We start from the raw sequence: 16,441 nt of genomic DNA on the forward strand, positions 1-16,441 counted from the left end.
CTTTGGTTAATTCCATAGGGCTTTTTTTTGCTTCATTAAGAAAAACTGATTTTTATCATATTTGTCCGTAGGAATGGTCATGATGTTCTGGTTCTTCAATAAATAGCTTTGAGGAATGTTAATCAGAATGGAAACAAAATCCTCTAGTCTTACAAAATTTGATCTGCCATCTAAATTTATTACTCCACTCAAGTGTGATGTGTTATGTGATGGATTCAAGCCAACGAGAGCTAATGATCAATTTATTTTTGAAGGGTCTGATTATTCCTTACTAACTATGGAGCTTAATAAAGTCTTGGATTGGCTTTTGGTTCATGATCTTCCCAAAGCAATTGAAAAAGAACCCTGCAACACACCGATACTTTTATTTGTACCTAATTTTTCGGTTAATCACCTTCTATTTCATTATGACGGCACAGAAAGTTCCGCTAGAATCATAGATAAATTTTTAACTCTTTTTCAAAATTTGATCAAAGGAAGTAAAGCCACCATCATTTCACCAAGCTTTATTCCAAAATCAAGATTAAAAGAGGAACAAGAAATTATTCAAAAAATTTCAGCCGCAACTTTGGAAACTAGCTTTATAAAATTTAATTTTTTAAGAATTGGTGATTTTTGGTCTTATGCTGTAAAGCATAAATGTACACTATTAGTGACAACCAAAACATATCAATTAGAGCTCTCAAATGTGCTTTTCAATTTTTATAAAGGTGCTTTATGGGATGATCAATTATCATTTTATTTATCCTTATAAGAAATGGTTTCTATTGACATTGATTATTTCTTTTCTGTACTTAATAAAGTAATTTTTATAAACTCCTAAGAATGAAGGTTTCTCCAATCGCCAATTCTGAAGTAAAATGCTACCATTGTGGGGAAGAGTGCAAGGAACTTAATTTAAAAATTGATAATAAAAATTTTTGTTGTCAAGGCTGCAAACTTGTATATGAAGTACTCGCTGAAAATGATCTATGCAATTACTACGAACAAGAAGAATTTCCAGGAGAAAATCAGAAATTTAAAAACTCGAGAACAAATAGATTTGATTATTTAAAAGATGATGGAATTCAAAATCAATTGTTGGATTTTAAAAGTGATTTGGAAAGTCATGTTTCTTTCTATATACCTCAAATCCACTGTGCTTCTTGCATTTGGCTCCTTGAAAATCTAATTCAAATTCATTCTGGAGTAATAAATAGTCGGGTTGACTTCATTAAAAAGAAAGTCCAAATAAAATTCGACCATCATAAAATTACCCTAAAGGAATTAGTATCTCTTTTGTCGACTATAGGTTATGAGCCAAAAATTAGTTTATCTGATAAAGGCGGTGAGCAAAATCTATCTTATGATCGAAAATTAATCTCTCAATTGGCAGTAGCAGGGTTTTGTTTTGGTAATATGATGCTATTCAGTTTACCCGAATATTTTTCAGAAACCCAATTATTAGGAGAGGGATTTAGAGACTTATTTAACTATCTTAATGTTATCCTGTCTTTACCTGTAGTTTTTTATTCAGCAAGCAGCTATTACCAGTCTGCATGGAATTCAGTAAAACAAAGGAAAATAAACATGGATGTTCCTATCGTATTAGGAATTCTTGCTTTATTTCTTTATTCGCTCTGGGAAATATTTATTTCTGGAAATGCCGGGTTCATGGACAGTCTGGGAGGATTATTATTTTTCTTGCTCTTGGGAAAATTGTACCAGCAAAAGACCTTCGCTAATCTAGAGTTTGATAGGGATTATAAATCCTATTTCCCAATGGCTGTTACAAAACTGAATAAAGATAAGGAAGAGGTAATCCCAATTTCAAAACTTGAAGTTGGAGATGTAATCCTCATAAGAAATGAAGAATTAATCCCTGCCGATTCGATTTTACTCAGTGAAAATGCCAATATCGATTATAGTTTTGTCACAGGAGAAGAGATTCCTGTACCAAAACAAAAACGAGAGGTGATTTACGCTGGTGGCCGTCAATTTGGGAATCCAATCATATTGACTATACAGAAATCTCCTTCTCAGGGATATTTGACAGATTTATGGAACAGCGAGTGTTTTGAAAAAGAAAAGAATGGTTTACTTGAGCCACTGGCAAATAAAGTAAGTGGTATTTTTACTTGGGCCGTTCTCTCAATAGCATTCATAGCTTTTACTTTTTGGAGTTTTCAAGATTTGTCGTTAGCTGTAAAATCATTTACCTCAGTTCTGATTGTTGCGTGCCCATGCGCGCTGGCTATGTCAACTCCTTTTACACTCGGTAACACTTTACGAATTTTTGGAAAAGGTAAATTCTATCTAAAAAATGCCAGTGTAGTCGAAAAGTTGGCTCAAGTCGATACCATAGTTTTTGATAAGACAGGTACTCTTACTTCACCTGCACATGCTCAGATTGAGTTTATAGGAGAAGAACTGACGGAACAAACCAAAAGTATTCTTAAATCATTGGTTTCTAAATCTAGTCACCCTTTGAGCAATAGAATTAATTATTTTCTTGGAGATGTGAATCTTGAAAAGATTTCAGAATTCAAAGAACTTAAAGGTGAAGGTGTTCAGGCTAATTTTCATGGGGAACAAATAAAACTAGGTTCAAAGGAGTTTACGGGGTCTCATCTTTTTCCAACTATTGAAGATGGTAATCTAGTCTTCTTATCCATTAGTGGTCAAGACTTAGGGTACTTTTATATCAAATCAGGTTTGAGAGAAAGTGCTCCTAATATGATTCAGCAGTTGGGTCATGAGTATGAACTGCACTTACTTTCTGGGGATCACAGTCACGAGCAGGTTTCACTAAGAGAGAAGTTAGGACAGGTCTTAAAATTCAATTTTAATCAAAGCCCATCAGATAAACTCCAATATTTAAAAAGCCTGAATAATAAGGGTAAGCATACCTTGATGGTAGGGGATGGTTTAAATGACGCAGGAGCTCTAAAAGAAAGTGAAGTCGGTATAGCAGTTACTGAACAGGTTAGTCATTTTTCGCCAGCAAGTGATGCTATTTTGGATGCATCAGTAATTTACAAGATCCCGGCATTTTTAAGCTTTGCCAAAGCCAATAGAAACATCATCAAAATGAGTTTTTTATTGAGTTTTGCCTATAATATTATCGGACTATCACTAGCTGTTCAAGGGTTTTTAAGCCCTGTGATTTGTGCTATTTTAATGCCTCTGAGCAGTATTTCCGTAGTGGTGTTTACTACAATATCTACCAATTTTATAGCAATGAGAAAAGGTCTAATCAAACTAAATCAAAATTGAAATGGAAGTAATTTTTCTATTAATCGGAGTCAGTTTGATACTTGCAGGAACCTTTTTGTACTTGTTTTTTAAAGCCATGAAGGATGGGCAATTTGACGATGATTATACCCCATCAGTAAGAATTTTATTTAATAGTCAGCAGAAAAAAGAAAAAAAAGATCAACCAACAAAACCTAAGTCCTATGAATGATTCTTCTTTAGAAACGTTCCATTATGACAATAAAATTGTCAAATATTTTGGAGCTGCCACCATTATTTGGGGTCTCGTCGGGATGCTGGTGGGGGTGATTGCCGCCACACAGCTCTTTCTTCCCGAAGCCAATTTGGGAAACCCTTATACTACCTTTGGTAGGATAAGACCATTACATACAAATGCTGTAATATTTGCGTTTGTAGGAAATGCCATTTTTGCGGGTGTATATTATTCAATGCCCCGTTTGTTGAAAACACCAATGTGGAACAAAACATTAAGTTGGTTTCATTTTTATGGATGGCAATTAATTATTCTTGCTGCAGCAATTACGCTGCCTTTAGGTTTAACGACTTCAAAGGAATATGCTGAGCTTGAATGGCCTATTGATATTGCAATTGCCCTAGTTTGGGTTGCATTTGGCGCCAACATGATTGGAACCTTAATCACGAGAAGGGAGCGACATATGTATGTAGCCATCTGGTTCTATATGGCGTCATTTGTCACGGTCGCGGTTTTGCATATTTTCAATTCATTATCTCTTCCGGTTTCATTATTTAAAAGTTACTCTGCATATGCGGGAGTTCAAGATGCTTTGGTACAGTGGTGGTACGGACATAATGCAGTGGCCTTTTTCTTGACCACCCCATTCTTAGGTTTAATGTATTACTTCCTTCCAAAAGCTGCGAACCGTCCCGTTTATTCATATAAACTATCCATTGTCCATTTTTGGTCCTTAATATTTATTTATATGTGGGCCGGGCCTCATCACTTACTTTATACTGCATTGCCGGAATGGGCTCAGGTATTAGGTACGGCATTCTCAGTAATGCTTATAGCCCCGTCATGGGGAGGTATGGTGAACGGTCTATTGACCTTGAGAGGAGCTTGGGATAAAGTGAGTAACGAACCTGTTTTGAAATTCATGGTAGTTGCTTTGACTGCTTATGGTATGTCCACTTTTGAGGGGCCTATGCTTTCTCTGAAAAATGTTAACGCCATTGCCCATTACACGGATTGGATCGTGGCACACGTTCATATTGGAGGCCTTGGTTGGAATGGATTTTTAACCTTTGGAATGCTTTATTGGATGTGGCCAAGATTGTTTAAAACAAAAATTTACTCTACTAAGCTTGCAAATACTCACTTTTGGGTGGGGACGTTAGGGATTATTTTCTATGCCCTTCCTATGTATGTAGCTGCTTTGACTCAATTCTTAATGTTGAGAGAGTTTGATGACATGGGTCGATTAGCCTATGGAAACTTCCTTCAAACTGTTGTTGAACTAGTTCCAATGTATATCCTGAGAGCATTTGGAGGATTACTTTATCTGAGTGGAGCTATAATTATGGTTTATAATATGTGGAAGACTGCTCAACAAGGTGTATTCCAAGAAACTGAAGAGGACTCTGCTCCAGCATTGGCAAAAAACTACAAGCCCGCAGGCGAATTTTGGCACAGAGCATGGGAAAGAAAACCAGTTTTCTTTACTGTATTAGCGACAATTGCTATTGCTATAGGAGGTGCTATTGAGATTATTCCAACTATTCTTGTTAAATCCAATGTGCCTACCATTAGTTCGGTTAAGCCATACACGCCTTTAGAATTGGAAGGAAGAGACCTTTACATTTCAAATGGATGTGTTGGATGTCACTCTCAGATGATTAGACCTTTTAGGTTTGAAACTGAGCGATATGGAGAATATTCTAAAGCAGGAGAATTCGTTTATGACAGGCCATTCCTTTGGGGATCAAAACGTACAGGTCCTGATTTGCATAGAGTTGGTGGGAAATATCCGGATAGCTGGCATTATTTCCATATGATGGATCCAAGATCTATGTCGCCAGGATCCTTGATGCCTCCATATCCATGGATGGTTGAAAATGAATTGGATTACTCTGATTTACCAGCAAAAATCAGAACACTTCAAAAACTTGGAGTCCCTTATCCTGAAGGATATGATGAGAAAGCAACTGCTGAACTAGAAGCACAGGCTGCCAAGATCACGGCAAATCTGAAAGAAGCTGGTGTAGAAGTCATGCCCAACACTGAAATAGTTGCTTTAATTTCTTATTTACAGCGATTAGGTACTGATATCAAAGCAACTGCATCCAACCAATAAATCACAATATCATGTATAAAGAAGTTTTAAGATCTATCGAAAATATAGAAATCTATCCTGTGATTTCACTACTGATTTTTGTGATATTCTTTGTCGCAATGTTTATCTGGGTGATCAGAGTACCTAAAACCTACATTGATCATATGAAATCTTTACCAATGGATGAGGATGAAATAATTAAGAACGAGCCATGAAAAATATACTAACCTTATTGTTCGCATTTGTCAGTCTTATGGCAACAAATTCTGTTTTAGGGCAGGAAGTTGAAAGTTCAAGTTATAATAAGCTTATGGAAATGGATGAAAACCAATTGACATTACTTGTTATCATGGGCGTTATTTTAGGGATTATCATTTTATTGTTGATTCTGATAATTTATTTGATGTCATTCATTTCAGCTGTTTTCAAAAAGGAAAATCCTGCTATGGCTGAGGAGCCAAGTTGGTGGGATTCGTTTAAAGAAAAATTCATAACAGGTGATGTTGAAGAAGAAGCCATAGAGAAAAAGCAAATGGCAGATCATTCTTATGATGGAATTACTGAGTTAGATAATTTCATGCCTCCTTGGCTTCAATATGTATTTCTCATTACAGCTGTTTTTGGTATCGGGTATTTCATTAACTATTCAGTTTTGGGAATTGGAAAAACTGGTGTAGAAGAATATGAGGAAGAGTTAAGAATCGAGGCTGTTTTAGCAGAAGAGAGAAAGGCAAATGCTGCTGCGGGAATTGATGAAACCACAGTCGTTTTTGATGAATCTGCTAATTCGTTGGCTTCTGGAAAGGTAATCTTTGAAGGGAATTGTGCCGCTTGTCACGCTTCAGATGGTGGTGGTGGAGTTGGACCGAATCTCACAGATGATTACTGGTTGCATGGAAATACGGTTAATGAAATATTTTCAGTAATTAAATATGGTGTTGTCAGCAAAGGGATGATTCCTTGGCAAGATCAATTAAGTCCTGAAGAGATTCAAAATGTTTCAAGCTATATAATTACCTTAAACGGTACTACTCCAGCTAACCCAAAAGACCCACAAGGAGAACTGGTAGGAGGATCTTCTGGGTCTGATATGGAAGCTGAAACAGATAGTACTGCTGTAATTGCTTCTTCAAATTGATTTCATAAAGCCGGAAGAGTTTTTCTTCCGGCTAAATTAAAGCCGATATCATGGCAAAAAAGAATCCACATTTAGATCCTGATAGTTTTCGAGATGCTCTTGCTACTGTCCAAGAAGATGGAAAACGAAACTGGGTTTATCCGAAAAAAGTAAAAGGCTTTTTTTATAAGTATAGAACATATTTGTCTTGGGTGCTTTTAGCAATTTTATTTGCTGGGCCTTTTATCAGAGTAGACGGTAGGCCTTGGCTCTTGTTTAATATTTTCGAAAGGAAATTCATCATTTTTGGAGCGGTATTCTGGCCACAGGATACGTATCTGTTGATTTTTCTTTTATTGATCTTCTTTGTTTTTGTCATCCTGTTTACCGTCATCTTCGGAAGAGTGTTTTGTGGGTGGGCATGCCCACAGACCCTATTTATGGAAATGGTTTTCAGGAAAATTGAATATTGGATAGAGGGGGATGCCAACCAACAAAGGGCTTTAAATAATGCTCCTTGGACATCGGATAAAATCCGTAAAAAAGGATCGAAATATTTAATCTTCGGATTCATATCCTTAATGATTGGTCACTTAGTAATGGCTTATCTGATAGGAGTGGATCAGGTGGTAGAAGTAGTTACACAACCTCCATCAGCAAATATGGCGGGATTCATTGGCCTGATTGCATTTTCAGGTACTTTCATGTTCGTATTTTCTTGGTTTAGGGAGCAAGCTTGTTTAGTAGTTTGTCCTTATGGAAGATTGCAAGGTGTTTTATTGGATAGCAACTCCATCAATGTGATGTATGATTATGTCCGTGGAGAACCTAGGGCTCCAATCAGGAAAAACCAGGCTGAACTTGAACCTAAAGGAGATTGTGTTGATTGCAGTCTATGTGTGCAAGTTTGTCCTACGGGAATAGATATTAGGAATGGTATTCAAATGGAATGTGTCAATTGTACCGCCTGTATTGATGCTTGCGATGAAGTCATGATAAAAGTTGATAGGCCGACAGGCCTTATTCGGTATGCTTCGCAAAATAGTATCAAAGAAGGTTTTCAAAAATTGATAACTGGAAGAGTTAAAGCCTATGTAGTAGTTTTAATTTTACTTGTTGCAGCCTTTGTTTCTTTGATTGCAACTAGAGAACCTATAAATGGTACCGTGACACGATTTCCTGGTATGACATATCAAACAAGGGAAGATGGAAAGGTTTCAAATCTTTATGAAATTACCCTGATAAATAAAACATTTGAACCCCAAACCGTAGAGCTTAAACCTTTGGCTGAAGGGATGGATTTAGAAGTGGTTGGGGATACCCATTGGACTCTGGAACCGCAATCTAAATTCGAGGGTAGATTTTTCTTGGTGAGGAATCAAGAGGATGTACAGACTTCTCAAGAAAAGGTATTATTACAATTAAGCGCAGGCGATGAAGAATACGGAGATATTAAGACAAACTTTATGGCGCCAGTCAACAAATAATCTAAAGATATTCAATATGAATTGGGGAACAGGAATTTTACTTTCAATTATAGGATTCATTGTCATCATTATGACAATGGTGGTGATTTCTGTTAGAATGGAGGGGATTGAATTAGTGACTGAAGGATATTACGAAAAGGAAATTGCATACCAAGATCAAATCGATAAAGAACAGGTTACATTGGATCAGAATCGGGATGTAATAAGTTTTAACGCTCAAAAACAACTCCTGATCTTAGACTTACCTGAGGGGGCTAAAGGTACTCTTCATTTGTTCAGACCTTCTGATGCTGAATTGGATCAAAAATTAAGTCTTGATGGGAAGAATTTAGGGGCAATCGAGATACCTGTAGGAAAGCTAAAGAAAGGTTATTGGAAAGCTCAATTAAATTGGGTAGAAAATGGAGTGGAGTTTTATCAGGAAAAGAAAATGAATTTCTAAATGCTTTGGACTGCTATTGTATTAGGTTTCTTAGGCTCATTCCACTGTGTGGGGATGTGTGGTCCTATTGCCCTGGCAGTTGGAGGAGCAAATAAGAACAAATTTTTAGGCAACAAGATTTTATACCACATCGGAAGGAGTATGACCTATGCCTTCTTAGGTTTGGTGATAGGAGCCTTGGGGTTTTCATTAGCTTTGGCTGGAATTCAGCAGGGATTATCTATCGGAATGGGAATTTTGATTTTAATTTTTGCAATAAGTTTTAAAAAGTCAGAGCGTTTTTTTTCTATTCCTTTATTTTCAAAAACGATTCATTTAATAAAAAGCAAACTGGGGAAATACCTAAAATCAGGAAAATCTTCAGCATATTTTGCTACAGGGATTATTAATGGACTTTTGCCATGTGGAATGGTTTATATGGCTTTAGTAGCTGCTTTAGCATTACAAAGTTCTTTAATGGGAGCAGCATATATGTTTTTTTTCGGAATTGGAACAGTTCCTTTATTATTGATTTTGATGGTTTCGGGAAGTGTTTTCAGTGTTCCTTTAAGACAAAAATTCCAATCAGCAATTCCTTATTTAGGAGTGATAATTGGAATCTTATTTATTTTTAGAGGTTTAGGACTTGGCTTAAATGGTTTTAGTCCTGATCTGCAAGTTTATAACTATGGAGCTGAGCAGATAGAAATTACAATTTGCCGCTGACTTATATTGCTTTGCTGAATCGGGTCATTTGTTTTTGGCCAGTCTGTAACCTTAGATCCAATTGCATACAAATGTTTCTAATGACCGCTAATCCTGATTTGGTAACCTCAATAATACCCCGGTTTATTTTCACCAGTTTTTCAAACTCCATTTCTTTTAATTGAAAAATCTGCTTATCACTCATTCTTTCCCATATATCCACAGGAATATTAGATTGCTGCTTACAGATCAAATCTAGGATAATCTCTCTTATATGAATGTCTTCATTTGTCATAAGATGACCTTTCTGCAAAGCCCAATTCCCATTATTCATTGAAGCTTTATATGCTTCGATATTTTTCTCATTTTGTGCATATCCTAAATGAATATCACTGATACTACTTGCTCCCAAGCCAATTAATACTTTTGAAGGAGAAGTGGTATACCCCATGAAATTCCTATGAAGTGTCCCTTTTCTCTTAGCTCTATTCAATGGATCAGAAGGCAAAGCAAAATGATCCATTCCTATCTCCTCATACCCTAATTTGATCAGTTTCCTCTTCCCAAATTCATATAGCTCTCTCTTTTGAATATCGTTGGGAAGATGCGCTTCAAAGCTTTTTTGTGCAGGAAAAGCACTCGGCAAATGAGCATAGGAGTAAAAGGCTATTCTTTCTGGTTTCAGATTGGCAACTTTTTCAAACGTATCCTCCAAAGTATTTAAAGTTTGATGTGGAAGCCCATATATAAGATCAAAGTTGATAGATTTGTAGCCGGATTTTCGGGCGTTTTCTGTTGCTTCGATGACTCGCTCTAAGGGTTGGATTCGGTGTATTGATTGCTGAACTCTGGAGTCAAAGTCCTGAATCCCGTAGCTTACCCTATCAAAGCCAAGTTTTTTTAAAGTTTTTAAATGTGCTAACGTCGTATTATTGGGATGCCCTTCAAAACTGAATTCTGCATTTTCTATGATTGATGAATTTTGAATGATTTCTTTTAGGAAATATTCAAGTGATTCTGGTTTGAAAAATGTCGGAGTCCCTCCTCCTAGATGAATTCCTGCAAGTTTTGGTACCGTTTGGAAAATAGCTAAATATTTTTTCCATTCATTAAGTAAAGCATCCAGATAAGGTATTTCAACCGAGTGATTTTTAGTAATCCTTTTATTGCATCCACAATAGGAGCAAAGGCTTTCACAATAGGGTAGATGAATGTAAAGTGTGATTCCTTCTTTTTCACCATATAATTCAAATGCTGTTTTTACTAGCGATTCCCAACTTTTTGGGCTCAAGTTATTTTCCCAAAAAGGAACTGTTGGATAGGAGGTATAGCGTGGTGCTGGTTTGCTATATTTTTCGATTAATTCTGGTGAAAGAGACATTTCTTTTTGTTTGCACAAAAATGTCTCGAAATCACAGGTAAATCGGTGATGATAATAAGTATACAACCTGATAAATATCAGGTTTAAGGCTCGTAGAAGAAATAGTGAGTTTATTTAATCAAGTAGGAAATTATTGAGGAAAGTGCTTTTTAGAATTAGCCACAAAAAGAATAGCATCATAGCCCAGAACAAATAAACGCGATAGTAATCTGAAGTTTCTTTATAGCGGTTTTCAAGAATTTCTGCTTTTTCCAAGTTGTCAATTCTTTCAAAAATATTATTCAAAGTTCCTCCATCTGCGGCTCTGAAAAATTCTCCGTTTCCTATTTTAGCTATCTCTCGCAAGGTAGTTTCATCCAAGTAGCTTTCCACCATTTGAGGTCTGCCAAAGAAATCAGTTCCATAAGGAACCATTCCATCTTTTCCTACGGCAATCGTATAGATTTTGATATCGAGAGCTGAAGCTAATTCAGCTGCAAAAAGTGGGTCCACATTTCCTGCATTACTTTCTCCGTCGCTGAGTAAAATCAAAACCTTGGAAGCTGATTCAGACTCTTTCATCCTGTTAGTGGCAGAGGCGATGGCAGAACCAATAGCGGTTCCTTTTGCTTCCATCATGTTGAAAGATATATCCTGGATCAAGTCTGTTAGTAATTTGTAATCGTTGGTTAGAGGTGCTAAGGAATAAGCCTCTCCAGCAAAAACGACCATACCAATTCTGTCTCCAAAGCGGCCATTGATAAAATCTACAGCTGTAGCTTTTGCAGCTTCCAGTCTGTTTGGAGTAAAATCCTGCAGATCCATAGATTCAGAAATATCCATAACCAAAACAATATCGATCCCTTCCGTAAACTGTTCTACTCGCTCATTACTTCGCTGGGGCCTGGCCAATGCAATAACAATCATCACTAATGAAAGGAAAAAAAGTCCCGTTGGAATCAGTCTTAAAAAGGTCCAGGGATTATTCTTTGCTATTCTTTTAGGAAGAGAAAGTTCGAGAACTGGATTTTTCAAAAACTTTACAAACTTCCTAAAAAGCATAAGAGCAGGAATAATCCAAAGGAGATTTAGAATCCAAAGATTCTCCCATTCATATGATTTGAAGGTCTCTGGCAAAAACCAAGACCAGCTAAAAAACTCAGCTAGTTGCTCTTGCATGCTTCATCTCTTTTAGTTTTTCCAAATGCTTCTCTCTTGCTAATTTTAATAAATAGCTAGTTGCCTCATCACTTTTTTCAGATCCTCCGGCATATATGATTAAGTCGATAGTTCTTAAAGCTTTAAAAACTTCTGGATCATCTAACTCCTCACCAATTTCACTAGAGGTCCATTCCTGAAAAGGAAGCTTCGTAAGACTTTCCATGTAGGCTTTCCAGATTCCCTGAACTTCATCAGCAAGTTCAAGGGATGGTTGTTGGGTAAGCAAAGTTGTCTTCTTAATCCATTTCTTTTCAAATTGATTCCAACGTCTTTTTTGGTTCCTATCTCTCCACATTCTTTTTATTCTATCTGCAAACAAGAAATAGAAAATTAGAAGAAGTAAAAGGATGCCACCAATTAATGCTCCTACTACTATCCAGTTGAATTCTTTTTCAAGAGGTTGATATACATTGTTTTCCTGAAAAACAGGCTGTTCAGGTATACTGTCTAGGGTAAGTTTAAGTTTCAACTCAGCTTCCAGCGGAAAATGGGTAATACTATCGTATCGAACCAATTCGTAGACAGGTAAAGCCAAAAATACACTTGGTTCCAATGAAAAATTAGAAACGAAATAGACTGTACTATCGCTTGTTATTCCTCCGATAGTATTTGAAATAAAAGTCTTTTTTTCTAAAAGTACTAGAGGAGAAAAATCATAAAGTGAATCAGGAAATATCAATTGCTTCTGCTCCGGATAGCTAGCCTTTAGCACATAACCTACACGCTCACCGAGTTTGGCAGAATCCTGCATAAAATACCCATCCACTTTCACCTCTTGCGCCCAAGAAAGAAAAGGTATGAAGAATAAAAGAAGGAGCTTACTGAATTTACCCACGTTTCATTCTTTTGTTTCTGTATTTGAATAATTCAAGTAATGGGGCCACAATATCTTGCGTCGTGTCAATACTTAAGTAATTGATCTGATTTTTTTTACAAATCTCACTTAAATGATCTCTTTCCGAAGTAAAAGTATCAGCTATTTTTCTTGAAAAACTTCCAAATGCAGTATTCACCCAAGTTGTTTTGCCACGCTCTTTATCATAAATGGGAATGATTCCGAGTGAGGGCAACGCTGATTCCCGAGGGTCAGTAAGTTGAATTGCCACTAAATCATGTCTTTCTGCTAGGGCTCTGAAAGGTCGCTCATACCCTTCGTCAATAAAATCTGAAATGACGATTACCACACTTCTCTTTTTAATTAAGTTCAAAGCAAATGTAAACATGGCATTCAAATCAGTTTTTAAGGATTTGTTTTCATAATCAAAGATCCCTCTTATCATTTTGACACCCTGTTTGGTTCCCTTACCTGGAAGAATCAAATTCTCTTTTTGGTCTGAAAAACTGATTAATGCAACTTGACTTCCATCAAAAACTCCAGCTAAGGTCAATACGCCTGCAATGGTTTTTCCTTGATCTATTTTCTTATGCCCTGCTTGGCCTATATCCTGACTACCACTTATATCCAATAAGAAATAAACACATTGATCTTTGTCTTCACGGAAAGTCTTAACAAAGGTGCCATGACCCTTGGCGGAAACTTTCCATTCGATCGTTCTTACGTCATCTCCGTATTGATAAGGGCGCAAATCATCAAACTCTAGACCAGAGCCTTTAAATAGAGATTGGTACTCTCCTTGCAAGTGATTATTGGCCACTTTGCGGATCATTATCTCGTATTTCCTAAGCTTACTGAATAATTGATTCATTCTGGGTGATTTGAACTGGCTAAGTTATAGTACTCGCTTGAATTATAAAATTTGTCTTATATGAAGGGTGAAGGAAATTTCCGTTAAAAAACCATAATTTTGCGTTGTGAAAAGATTAAATATAATTTGTTGGATTATTCTTTTTTTGATCAGCTGTAATGACAATACAGAACCAGAAGGTCTTCTAAGTGAAGATAAAATGGTCAATGTGCTGATTGATATACATTTAACGGAAGGAGTTACCAGCGCACTTCCTATTGCTTACGATTCATCTCAAGTTTTATACAAGCTTTTGGAAAAAGAAGTTTTTATTAAACATCAGGTGGAGGATTCTGTTTTCACTCAAAGTCTGAGATACTATTTACAATATCCATCAAAAATGGATAAAATGTATGCTCAGATTCTTGATTCCCTAGCTGCCAAAGAAATAGCAGGAGTTAATAAAGATGACGGAGAGATTTTCTGATGATATACCCTTCTAATTTAGAACAAAAAATAAATTTCGTTAAAGTAAAAGAACTTCTTAAAGAAGAGTGCACCTCTCCTCTAGGGATGAGCTATGTCGATAAAATCTCTTTTTCTTCGGACTATAATCTCGTCAAAAAGCTCCTCGATCAAACCAAAGAATTCTTTGAAATACTCATTTCAGGCGAAGCTTTTCCTACCTCTAACTTTACTAATCTTCATCCTTATTTAGAAAAAGCAAAGTTGGAAGGAGCGCATCTGGATCAGGAAGATTTTCACGAAGTGAAATTATCTCTTCATACCCTGAGAGGCTGCATATCATTTTTTCAGAAATTTGGAGAATCCTATCCTGCACTTAGTCAATTACTTGGGTTATTGATTGATTTAGACTTAGGATTACTAAAGGCTATTGAGCAAGTAATAGATGAGAAAGGACATATTAGAAGTAATGCAAGTCGCGATCTTCAGCTGATTCGAAATCAGATTATTTTTGAGGAATCGAGATTGAGAAAAGTGATGGAGCGAATCTTTAAAGAGGCAAGATCCAAGGGGTTAACTCCGGAAGATTCAGGGATGACCATTCGTGGAGGAAGAATGGTAATTCCAATTGCTGCAGAAAATAAAAGAAAACTCAGAGGTTTTATTCACGATGAGTCCGCAACCGGCCAAACTGTTTTCATGGAGCCTGAAGAGGCTTTGGATATAAACAATGAAATCCGGGACTTAGAGTATATGGAGCGTCGGGAGATTGTAAAGATTTTAACTCAATTAACAGACAAGTTAAGGCCAGCAATCCCCTTTTTAAGAAAGGCTACAAGTTATCTTGGGCTAATGGATTTTATTCGGGCGAAAGCGAAATTTGCTCAAAAGACAGATTCAGTTAAACCTGAGATAACGAAAGAGAGACAATTGACATGGACAAAAGCAAGGCACCCACTTTTAGAGATGGCCTTGAAATCACAAGGGAAGAAGATCATTCCTCTTGATGTGAAATTAGGGGGGCATGAGCGATTGTTAGTTATTTCCGGACCTAATGCAGGAGGGAAGTCTGTTACGCTTAAAACAGTTGCGCTACTTCAATATATGCTCCAATGTGGCCTACTGATCCCAGTACAACCGGATTCTAAAAGTTCTCTTTTTGATAATTTCTTTATTGATATTGGAGATGAACAAAACCTTGAGAATGATCTTAGTACCTACAGCTCACATTTGATGAGCATGAAGCATTTTACGCAGTTTTCAAATAGAAAGACCATTCTATTCATAGATGAATTTGGTACAGGCACAGAACCACAATTTGGAGGGGCGATTGCTGAATCTATCCTCTTGGCTCTAAATAAGCTTGGTTCTTTTGGTATCGTGACCACGCATTATGGTAACCTAAAGCAAATAGCGAATAAAAACCAGGGACTTGTCAATGGAGCGATGCGCTATGATGTGGATAATCTGGAACCCATGTATCAATTGGAAATAGGTAAACCAGGCTCCTCTTTTGCCTTGGAGATAGCTTCTAAAATTGGAATTTCAAAAGAAATCCTTCAATACGCCAAGGATCATATTGGGGAAGAGCGAGTCCGTTATGACAGGCTATTGACGCAATTGGAAAACGAAAAAAATCAATACACGAGTTTGTTGGCAGATGCTAAAGCCAAAGAAAGGCTTTTAAAAACCAGATTGAAGGAATACAATGAATTGAAAGAGACATTAGAGCTTAACAAGAAAAGATACATACAGGAAGCGAAACAAGAAGCGAAGAGCTTATTGGATCAAACAAATAAAAAAATCGAATCTACGATTCGTCAAATAAAGGAAGATAAAGCAGATAAAGAAGCTACCAAAAAAATAAGGAAGGAGCTTGAGGAGTTTAAAGAAGAAGTAAAGCCAGAAAAGATTGCTATTAAAGATCCTGAAGTACTTGTAGTGGGGGGTAAAATTTCAGTAGGAGATTGGGTAAGGTTAAAAGATAACGGTGCAATTGCTCAAGTTCTTCAATTAAAGAATAAGGAAGTTGAGATTTCTATTGGTGAGTTAAAATCAAATGTTAAGCTTTCCAGACTAGAAAAAATTTCTCAGACTCAGGTGAAAAAAGAACTTAAATCTGTTGCAAAAAGAAGTGGGTATAATACCAATGAGAAGTTGTTGGAGTTTTCTCCCAACCTTGATTTGAGGGGTAAAAGAGGAGAGGAGATTTTGCCTTTAATTCAGACTTTTGTAGATGAAGGTTTTATGTTTGGAGTGAAGGATCTAAGAATTGTTCACGGAAAAGGAGACGGGATTCTTAGGGATATTACACGGAACTTACTTAGAAATATGCCTCATGTGAGAAAGATGGAAGACGAACATGCAGACAGAGGCGGGGCTGGAGTTACTTTAGTTACCCTAAAATAAAAAAGGAGCATTTTCGCTCCTTTTT

Annotated in this window: 15 protein-coding genes; 11 read left to right on the plus strand and 4 right to left on the minus strand. The window is 36.6% G+C overall.

Annotated elements, in window-relative coordinates; all coding sequences use genetic code 11:
- Nucleotides 1-127 precede the first annotated feature (127 nt).
- From AAGF08_RS02215 to AAGF08_RS02255, 9 genes are all read left to right on the plus strand, one after another.
- Nucleotides 128-754, plus strand: a complete 627-nt coding sequence (locus tag AAGF08_RS02215) for a hypothetical protein (RefSeq protein WP_343509290.1) — start codon at nucleotides 128-130, stop codon at nucleotides 752-754.
- 71 nt (nucleotides 755-825) lie between these two features.
- Entirely contained in the window at nucleotides 826-3,255 is a 2,430-nt protein-coding gene (locus AAGF08_RS02220) for a heavy metal translocating P-type ATPase metal-binding domain-containing protein (RefSeq protein WP_343509291.1), read from the plus strand.
- Nucleotide 3,256: 1 nt separating this feature from the next.
- Nucleotides 3,257-3,445: a cbb3-type cytochrome oxidase assembly protein CcoS gene (gene ccoS / locus AAGF08_RS02225; protein WP_343509292.1), complete on the plus strand. Its 189-nt coding sequence runs from the start codon at nucleotides 3,257-3,259 to the stop codon at nucleotides 3,443-3,445.
- Nucleotides 3,438-5,567, plus strand: a complete 2,130-nt coding sequence (ccoN, locus tag AAGF08_RS02230; protein WP_343509293.1) for a cytochrome-c oxidase, cbb3-type subunit I — start codon at nucleotides 3,438-3,440, stop codon at nucleotides 5,565-5,567. The genes ccoS and ccoN overlap by 8 nt, the downstream gene beginning before the upstream one ends.
- Before the next feature lie 11 nt (nucleotides 5,568-5,578).
- Entirely contained in the window at nucleotides 5,579-5,761 is a 183-nt protein-coding gene (locus tag AAGF08_RS02235) for a cbb3-type cytochrome c oxidase subunit 3 (protein ID WP_343509294.1), read from the plus strand.
- Nucleotides 5,758-6,684 (plus strand): cbb3-type cytochrome c oxidase N-terminal domain-containing protein, encoded by a 927-nt coding sequence (locus AAGF08_RS02240; RefSeq protein WP_343509295.1) that lies wholly within the window; start codon nucleotides 5,758-5,760, stop codon nucleotides 6,682-6,684. The genes AAGF08_RS02235 and AAGF08_RS02240 overlap by 4 nt, the downstream gene beginning before the upstream one ends.
- Nucleotides 6,685-6,734: 50 nt before the next feature.
- Nucleotides 6,735-8,150, plus strand: a complete 1,416-nt coding sequence (gene ccoG, locus AAGF08_RS02245; protein WP_343509297.1) for a cytochrome c oxidase accessory protein CcoG — start codon at nucleotides 6,735-6,737, stop codon at nucleotides 8,148-8,150.
- A gap of 16 nt (nucleotides 8,151-8,166) precedes the next feature.
- On the plus strand, nucleotides 8,167-8,592 hold the full coding sequence (locus AAGF08_RS02250; RefSeq protein WP_343509298.1) for a FixH family protein: 426 nt from the start codon (nucleotides 8,167-8,169) through the stop codon (nucleotides 8,590-8,592).
- Nucleotides 8,593-9,297 (plus strand): sulfite exporter TauE/SafE family protein, encoded by a 705-nt coding sequence (locus AAGF08_RS02255; protein ID WP_343509299.1) that lies wholly within the window; start codon nucleotides 8,593-8,595, stop codon nucleotides 9,295-9,297.
- Nucleotide 9,298: 1 nt separating this feature from the next.
- Here the strand turns inward: AAGF08_RS02255 and hemN are convergent, their stop codons facing one another.
- The 4 genes from hemN to AAGF08_RS02275 all read right to left on the minus strand — a co-directional run bounded on the left by hemN (nucleotide 9,299) and on the right by AAGF08_RS02275 (nucleotide 13,563).
- The gene (hemN, locus tag AAGF08_RS02260) at nucleotides 9,299-10,657 is read right to left on the minus strand and encodes an oxygen-independent coproporphyrinogen III oxidase (RefSeq protein ID WP_343509300.1); all 1,359 of its coding nucleotides are present in this window, start codon (nucleotides 10,655-10,657) and stop codon (nucleotides 9,299-9,301) included.
- 114 nt (nucleotides 10,658-10,771) lie between these two features.
- Entirely contained in the window at nucleotides 10,772-11,815 is a 1,044-nt protein-coding gene (locus tag AAGF08_RS02265) for a VWA domain-containing protein (protein WP_343509301.1), read from the minus strand.
- Complete coding sequence (locus tag AAGF08_RS02270; RefSeq protein ID WP_343509302.1) at nucleotides 11,796-12,692, minus strand: hypothetical protein; 897 nt, start codon at nucleotides 12,690-12,692, stop codon at nucleotides 11,796-11,798. The genes AAGF08_RS02265 and AAGF08_RS02270 overlap by 20 nt, the downstream gene beginning before the upstream one ends.
- Nucleotides 12,685-13,563 carry a DUF58 domain-containing protein gene (locus AAGF08_RS02275; RefSeq protein WP_343509303.1) on the minus strand — a complete coding sequence of 293 codons (879 nt, stop codon included), beginning with the start codon at nucleotides 13,561-13,563 and terminating at the stop codon, nucleotides 12,685-12,687. The genes AAGF08_RS02270 and AAGF08_RS02275 overlap by 8 nt, the downstream gene beginning before the upstream one ends.
- Nucleotides 13,564-13,669: 106 nt before the next feature.
- Between AAGF08_RS02275 and AAGF08_RS02280 the strand changes: the two genes are divergently transcribed.
- Together AAGF08_RS02280 and AAGF08_RS02285 are read left to right on the plus strand one after the other, a co-directional pair.
- On the plus strand, nucleotides 13,670-14,029 hold the full coding sequence (locus AAGF08_RS02280; RefSeq protein ID WP_343509304.1) for a DUF4296 domain-containing protein: 360 nt from the start codon (nucleotides 13,670-13,672) through the stop codon (nucleotides 14,027-14,029).
- Nucleotides 14,029-16,416: a Smr/MutS family protein gene (locus tag AAGF08_RS02285; protein ID WP_343509305.1), complete on the plus strand. Its 2,388-nt coding sequence runs from the start codon at nucleotides 14,029-14,031 to the stop codon at nucleotides 16,414-16,416. Before AAGF08_RS02280 ends, AAGF08_RS02285 begins: the two co-directional genes overlap by 1 nt.
- Nucleotides 16,417-16,441: the final 25 nt, after the last annotated feature.

Origin of the sequence: Algoriphagus sp. SE2, assembly GCF_039563885.1 — a bacterium.
GTDB lineage: Bacteria > Bacteroidota > Bacteroidia > Cytophagales > Cyclobacteriaceae > Algoriphagus.